The following is a 5,194-nucleotide window of genomic DNA, read 5'->3' on the forward strand; positions in this document are numbered from 1 at the left end:
AAATGAGCGTACCCCCAAAAGGGTACCGAGGGTTCGAATCCCTCCGTCTCCGCCATAACTATTTGATATCATTGATGAATTTTAATTTATGACGGTCGCGGCGAATGGTGTCGCACTGTCAAAGGCTTCTGGCACCCACCATCCTGCCCCGTGGCCGTGAGACCCATTCGGTACCGGATTCGCCGCCGGACCTGCGCGAATATCTCTCGAGGCCACTTTGGTGGTACCCTTTGCAAATTCCAGTTCCTGTAGCTGCACTCGTGGTCGCCGTCAGGAGCGACTGCTGGTCCATGCCCACAGAATTGCCCATGGAACGATGATCCCCGCCGTATCGGCGGGGATGGGCTTCCAGCGATGATGATCCGTCGAAAGCGTCAACGGAAACCGAGTTCGCGGCGTTGCTCCATCCAGTCCTTGGGCAGATCGGCCGTTACCGAAAGCAACTTGGCGGAGAGTTCGATCGGCTGGCGCCCTTCCAGAATCGCCGAGGTGATGTCGGGGGCGAGGAAGCCGAGGCGCACGATACGGGAGACGTAAGGTCTTCCCACCCCGCTCTCCTCGGCGAGTTCGGCGATGGACCTACCGTCGCCGCGAAGGATCAGGTCGCGGAATCGATGTGCTCGGGCCAGGAGCCGCAGGAGGCTGTGATCGGGCTTGCGGCTCGCACGATTTTCCGGGGCCTCGACCAGATGGCGGCTTTCCATCCCGACCCGCTTCAGCGTCGCCGGCACCGTGAGTTCGATGGTCTCGCCGTCGTCGTCATGACGGGATCGGCCGTTTCGGTGGACAGGAGCGGCGATGCGATCCGGGTGGCGGCACGCCGAGGCGCGAACGGCTTCGACGCGGAGCGTGATGTTGACGGTGTCCGTGGTGACCACGATCGCCTTTACCAGTCGATGGACGATCGTCGTCTTCTCGGCCGGCGCGAGGGTCGGCCAAGATTTGGCGAGTTCGCCGATGCGCTCGACGAGTTGACGCCGCTCTTCGACATCCTTCGCCCGCGGCGCAATGACCGCGTCGATCGCCGTAGCGTCACCGAGGAAAGCCACGATGCGTCCCTCGACGATGCCCTCCAGATCCGTCGCCGGGATGCGGCGAGCCGAGCTGCGGCGGCGCTTCGGTTCATGGTCGGCCTGATCGACCGGACTCTTCCGCCCGGCAATCAGGTCGTGGCTGACGTAGTAGCGATACCGTCGGCCCTTCTTGTTCGCATGTGTCGGCGTCAGCGGGATCCTGTCTTCATCTCGGACGAGCCCGGCGAGGAGGCTCGGGGACGCCGCATCGGAGCGAACTGCCCGTTCGACCCGGTTCTCAGCGAGCACCGCCTGGACCTGGTCCCAGAGGTCCTGGTCGACGATCGCTTCGTGTCGGCCCGGGTGGATCATCCCCTTGTGGCTGATCTCGCCGCGATAGAGCCTGTTCTGCAGTAGGTGGTAGAGCGCTCCACGACCGAAGGGCCCGCCGCCGGCGACGTTGCCGGCGACCGAGACATGCCGCTTGGCGGCGATCCCGGCGGCGGCCAACTCGTCGCGCAGGTCGAGCACCGAGCCGACTTCGGCGTAACGGGTGAAGATGTGTCGCACCGTCTCGGCCTCGGCGGCGACGATCTCGAGCTTCCTCTCCTTGACCTCGTAGCCGAGCGGCGGGCGACCACCCATCCACATGCCCTTGGCCTTCGATGCTGCGATCTTGTCGCGGATGCGCTCACCGGTGACCTCCCGCTCGAACTGGGCGAAGGACAACAGCATGTTGAGGGTGAGGCGCCCCATAGAGGTGGTGGTGTTGAAGGACTGGGTCACCGACACGAAGGAGACAGAGGCCGCGTCGAACACCTCGACGATCTTGGCGAAGTCACCGAGCGAGCGGGTGAGACGATCGACCTTGTAGACGACCACCGTGTCGATCAGGCCGGCCTCGATGTCGGCGAGGAGGCGCTTCAGCGCCGGACGCTCCATGGTGCCGCCGGAAATGCCGCCGTCGTCGTACATCTGCGGTAGGACGACCCACCCTTCCGACTTCTGGCTGGCGACATAGGCCTCGCAGGCCTCGCGCTGGGCGTCGAGTGAGTTGAAGCTCTGCTCCAGTCCTTCCTCCGAGGACTTGCGGGTGTAGACGGCGCAGCGGATCGTCGCCGGCTTTGCGACCAGTGGCACGGTCGTCTTTCCGATCGGCTTACGCATCTCCGTCCTCCTCGTCGACGTCGGTCGCAGACGCAACGTTCACTTCCCCATCGGCCGAAGCCTTCGCCCGAGACGTGAGCCCGAAGAACCGCGGGCCCGACCAGTGGGTGCCGGTGATCTCTTCGGCGATCGCCGAGAGCGATTTCCGCACATCGCCATTCCAGAGGAAGCCGCCGTCGATCACGGTGACCTCGTGGGTCGCGCCACCCCATTCGCGCACCAGCCGGGCGCCGGGCTTCAGGCGTGGGGTCTTGGCCCGACGGATGTCGCCGGTGGTCGCGAGGGCTTCAGCGAGGCCGCGCAATTCGGTGGCGACCGCCTTCTTCAGACCGCCGAGCGCTTTCTCCTGAAGCTTCCAGGCGATGCCGAGTTCGAGGATCTCGCGGCGGAGCCGGTCAGGTGGGTTCGCGCGGAACTGGCGCCGCCATTCGGCGATCAGATCATCGCGCTCCATCGTACCGAGGGCGGCGAGCCGTGCAGGCAGTTCGGCCCGTAGGTCGACCGTCCTCGATCGACGATCGGAGGGGGCAACGGCTCGGCCGCGAGCTGCAAAGCTATCGATCGAACCGGCAGTCGCCTGCAGGTCGAGGGCGGCGATCTCGAGCAGGGTCATGGATCAGCCCTCCTTCGGCATGCGCCGGTAGGCCTTGCGGCCGTCGGCGTCGGTCGCGAGAACGATCGGGAACCCCCGTCGGCGCAGGCGACTGAACGCGGCGCGGATGGTGTGCGGCTGCCAGCCGGTCGCACCGGCGAGTTCATCGATGGTGGCGCCGGCAGGCGCGGCGATCTCGTCGAAGATCACGCCGAGCTTTCCGATCGGCAGTTTCGGCGACGCCGTCGGCGGGACCGGTTCGGGATCCGGCCCGGCCTGGGGTCCTGCGGGCGCTTCGACGTCGTCGATTTCCGCGGTGACCTGGTTCGGTTCGACTTCGCTCCCGGTGGGGTTGATGCGGGCGTGGCGGGGCATGTGGGACCCTCGGTGGGCGCGACGCGGGATGCGTCCGCTTGCACCACCTCGAGCCCCGGACCGAGTTGGTTCCGAGGCTCACCCGCGGCTCGTTTCCCCGCAGCCGCAATGCAGTACCGCTCTGTTGCCGACGGAAGTCCAGTCGAAAAAGCACCAAACGTCAGTCACTTCGAACCTTCGGTGACCGACCGTCGTTGACCGGCAGCCGACCCGTGTGGTGCAATGATCTGATCTTCGACGACGCCCCGCGGGCCCTCAAGGAGCACCGCTCGCCAATCGTCCTCACCGAGCGTCGCGATCATCTGGATCATCTCCACAATCGCTTTGCGCGGCTTAGATGATCGCCGTGCTGCGCGGCGGCATGTCGGTGGCCGACCGCAAGGCCGCGGAAGCCGCACTCGGTGGGCCCGATATGGATGAGCGCCTCATCCTCGCCACCGGGCGCTACATCGGCGAGGGGTTCGACGACGCGTGGCTCGACACGCTGTTCCTCACGATGCCGATCGCTTGGAAGGGAACACTCGCCCAATACGTCGGCAGGCTACATCGCCTGCACGCGGGCAAGTCGGAGGTCCGGGTCTTCGACTATGTGGATCAGGATGTTCCCCTCTTGGCGCGGATGGCAACCAAACGCCGGGCGGGATTTCGGGCGCTCGGCTACACCATCTCGTAGTGCTCACGGCCGGGAGGGAGCGAAGACAACTTCCTCCTTTCCCTCAGAGGAGAGGCTGGCAATTCACCCGGCTCCGTGATAGTTACATGTAACCAGGAGGTCGCCATGACGCCAGCATCTTCGCCGAAGTCGTCCCGCCTCAAGGTGAGCGAGCACCGGGCTCGGCTCCGGGCGCAGGGACTACGTCCGATCCAGATCTGGGTCCCGGACGTGCGAGCCCCGTCCTTCCGGTCGGAGGCGCATCGGCAGTCACTCGCCGTGGCGACGAGCAGCCACGATCGAGAAGATCAGGCTTTCATCGACGCCGTTTCCGACTGGGGCGAGGAATGAGGCGCGGCGAAATCTGGACGGTTTCGGGCGGGCCCGACTACGCCGGCAAGCCACGACCCGTCGTCCTCGTGCAAGACGACGGCTTCGACGCAACCCAGTCCATCACCGTTTGCGCATTCACCACCGACCCGACCGAGGCCCCCCTCTTCCGGCTGGCAGTCGAACCGAGCGACGGCAACGGACTCCAATGCCCCTCTCGCCTGATGGTCGACAAGATTACGACGGTGCCCAAGTCGAAGCTCGGCCGAAGGATCGGGCGCCTCGGTGACGAGGACGTTGTGCGGTTGAACCAGGCGATCGTGGTGTTCCTCGGCCTCGCCTCGTCACCGCGCGCCGCCCGAGGAGTTTGATCAGATCGGCCCGGTTTCGTGTTCTGTCGGTCGACGAGGAGGGGTGGAGCAGTGGCTGGATGCTCGCAGCGCTGAGTGCGACGAGTTCTGACCTTCGCCTGCAATATTTCTCTGGTGCGCCAACCGCGTAAATACTAATTAATTCAATGGCTTACAATGAGGGTACTGAGGGTTCGAATCTCGATCTCTCCGCCACAACGACTTGATATCATTGATGAATTTCAATTTATGACGGTCGCAGCGAATAGCTCGGGACTGTCAAAGGCTTGTGGCACCCACCAACCTGCCGCGTGACCACGAGACCCATTCGGTGCCGAACTCGGCGCTGGACGTGCGCGAAAATCTCTCGAGGCGATTTTGGTGGTACGCTTTGCAAATGCCAGTTCCTGTCTGGATGGTTTTTGCCGAACGCATCCAAGATGCCGCGCTCGCATGCAGTTCGTTCGGATTCTCGCTGCAGCATAGAACTGCGTGGTGAACCGCGCCGGGTTCGTCGGAGGCTCGGTGCTTTGAGTCAGGCGGCGATATCCGCCAGCTCCTGTTCGTCCCACCAGCGTTGTTCGGCCTCGGCCGGCGGGATGTTGCCGATCGGCTCGAGGAGCCGTCGGTTGTTGAACCAATCGACCCATTCGAGCGTGGTGACCTTGCCCCCGGTTTGTCCCCGTTCATAACCAGAATCCGTTCCTGCTCTGGT

Annotated in this window: 7 protein-coding genes and 1 pseudogene; 3 read left to right on the top strand and 5 right to left on the bottom strand. The window is 64.4% G+C overall.

Annotation, left to right across the window (positions count from 1 at the left end; translation table 11 throughout):
- Window positions 1-374 precede the first annotated feature (374 nt).
- The 4 genes from V7Q42_RS21165 to V7Q42_RS21180 form a co-directional block, all read right to left on the bottom strand.
- Complete coding sequence (locus tag V7Q42_RS21165; RefSeq protein ID WP_333826255.1) at window positions 375-2,180, bottom strand: recombinase family protein; 1,806 nt, start codon at window positions 2,178-2,180, stop codon at window positions 375-377.
- Entirely contained in the window at window positions 2,173-2,793 is a 621-nt protein-coding gene (locus V7Q42_RS21170; RefSeq protein ID WP_333826256.1) for a DUF2924 domain-containing protein, read from the bottom strand. Before V7Q42_RS21170 ends, V7Q42_RS21165 begins: the two co-directional genes overlap by 8 nt.
- A 3-nt stretch (window positions 2,794-2,796) precedes the next feature.
- A complete protein-coding gene (locus V7Q42_RS21175; protein ID WP_333826257.1) occupies window positions 2,797-3,147 on the bottom strand; it encodes a DUF3489 domain-containing protein in 351 nt (116 codons plus the stop codon).
- Window positions 3,148-3,311: 164 nt separating this feature from the next.
- On the bottom strand, window positions 3,312-3,449 hold the full coding sequence (locus tag V7Q42_RS21180; protein WP_333826258.1) for a hypothetical protein: 138 nt from the start codon (window positions 3,447-3,449) through the stop codon (window positions 3,312-3,314).
- A 35-nt stretch (window positions 3,450-3,484) separates the two neighbouring features.
- On the opposite strand from V7Q42_RS21180, the gene V7Q42_RS21185 reads away from it, so the two are divergent.
- From V7Q42_RS21185 to V7Q42_RS21195, 3 genes are all read left to right on the top strand, one after another.
- Window positions 3,485-3,820, top strand: a complete 336-nt coding sequence (locus V7Q42_RS21185) for a DEAD/DEAH box helicase (RefSeq protein ID WP_333826259.1) — start codon at window positions 3,485-3,487, stop codon at window positions 3,818-3,820.
- 105 nt (window positions 3,821-3,925) lie between these two features.
- Window positions 3,926-4,150, top strand: coding sequence for an antitoxin MazE family protein (locus V7Q42_RS21190; RefSeq protein ID WP_333826260.1), 225 nt, complete (start codon window positions 3,926-3,928; stop codon window positions 4,148-4,150).
- Entirely contained in the window at window positions 4,147-4,500 is a 354-nt protein-coding gene (locus V7Q42_RS21195; protein ID WP_333826261.1) for a type II toxin-antitoxin system PemK/MazF family toxin, read from the top strand. The genes V7Q42_RS21190 and V7Q42_RS21195 overlap by 4 nt, the downstream gene beginning before the upstream one ends.
- A gap of 514 nt (window positions 4,501-5,014) precedes the next feature.
- Here V7Q42_RS21195 and V7Q42_RS21200 read toward each other — a convergent pair.
- Window positions 5,015-5,194 (bottom strand): annotated as a pseudogene (locus V7Q42_RS21200) (hypothetical protein); the annotation flags it as partial.

It is taken from the genome of Pinisolibacter sp., from assembly GCF_036782435.1.
Classification (GTDB): Bacteria; Pseudomonadota; Alphaproteobacteria; order Rhizobiales; family Ancalomicrobiaceae; genus CALBKH01.

Bases quoted from the DNA above. Each gene is read 5' to 3' on its own strand.
- V7Q42_RS21170 (WP_333826256.1), bottom strand. From the start codon at position 2,793: ATGACCCTGCTCGAGATCGCCGCCCTCGACCTGCAGGCGACTGCCGGT.
- V7Q42_RS21195 (WP_333826261.1), top strand. From the start codon at position 4,147: ATGAGGCGCGGCGAAATCTGGACGGTTTCGGGCGGGCCCGACTACGCC.
- V7Q42_RS21190 (WP_333826260.1), top strand. From the start codon at position 3,926: ATGACGCCAGCATCTTCGCCGAAGTCGTCCCGCCTCAAGGTGAGCGAG.
- V7Q42_RS21180 (WP_333826258.1), bottom strand. From the start codon at position 3,449: ATGATCGCGACGCTCGGTGAGGACGATTGGCGAGCGGTGCTCCTTGAG.
- V7Q42_RS21165 (WP_333826255.1), bottom strand. From the start codon at position 2,180: ATGCGTAAGCCGATCGGAAAGACGACCGTGCCACTGGTCGCAAAGCCG.
- V7Q42_RS21185 (WP_333826259.1), top strand. From the start codon at position 3,485: ATGATCGCCGTGCTGCGCGGCGGCATGTCGGTGGCCGACCGCAAGGCC.
- V7Q42_RS21175 (WP_333826257.1), bottom strand. From the start codon at position 3,147: ATGCCCCGCCACGCCCGCATCAACCCCACCGGGAGCGAAGTCGAACCG.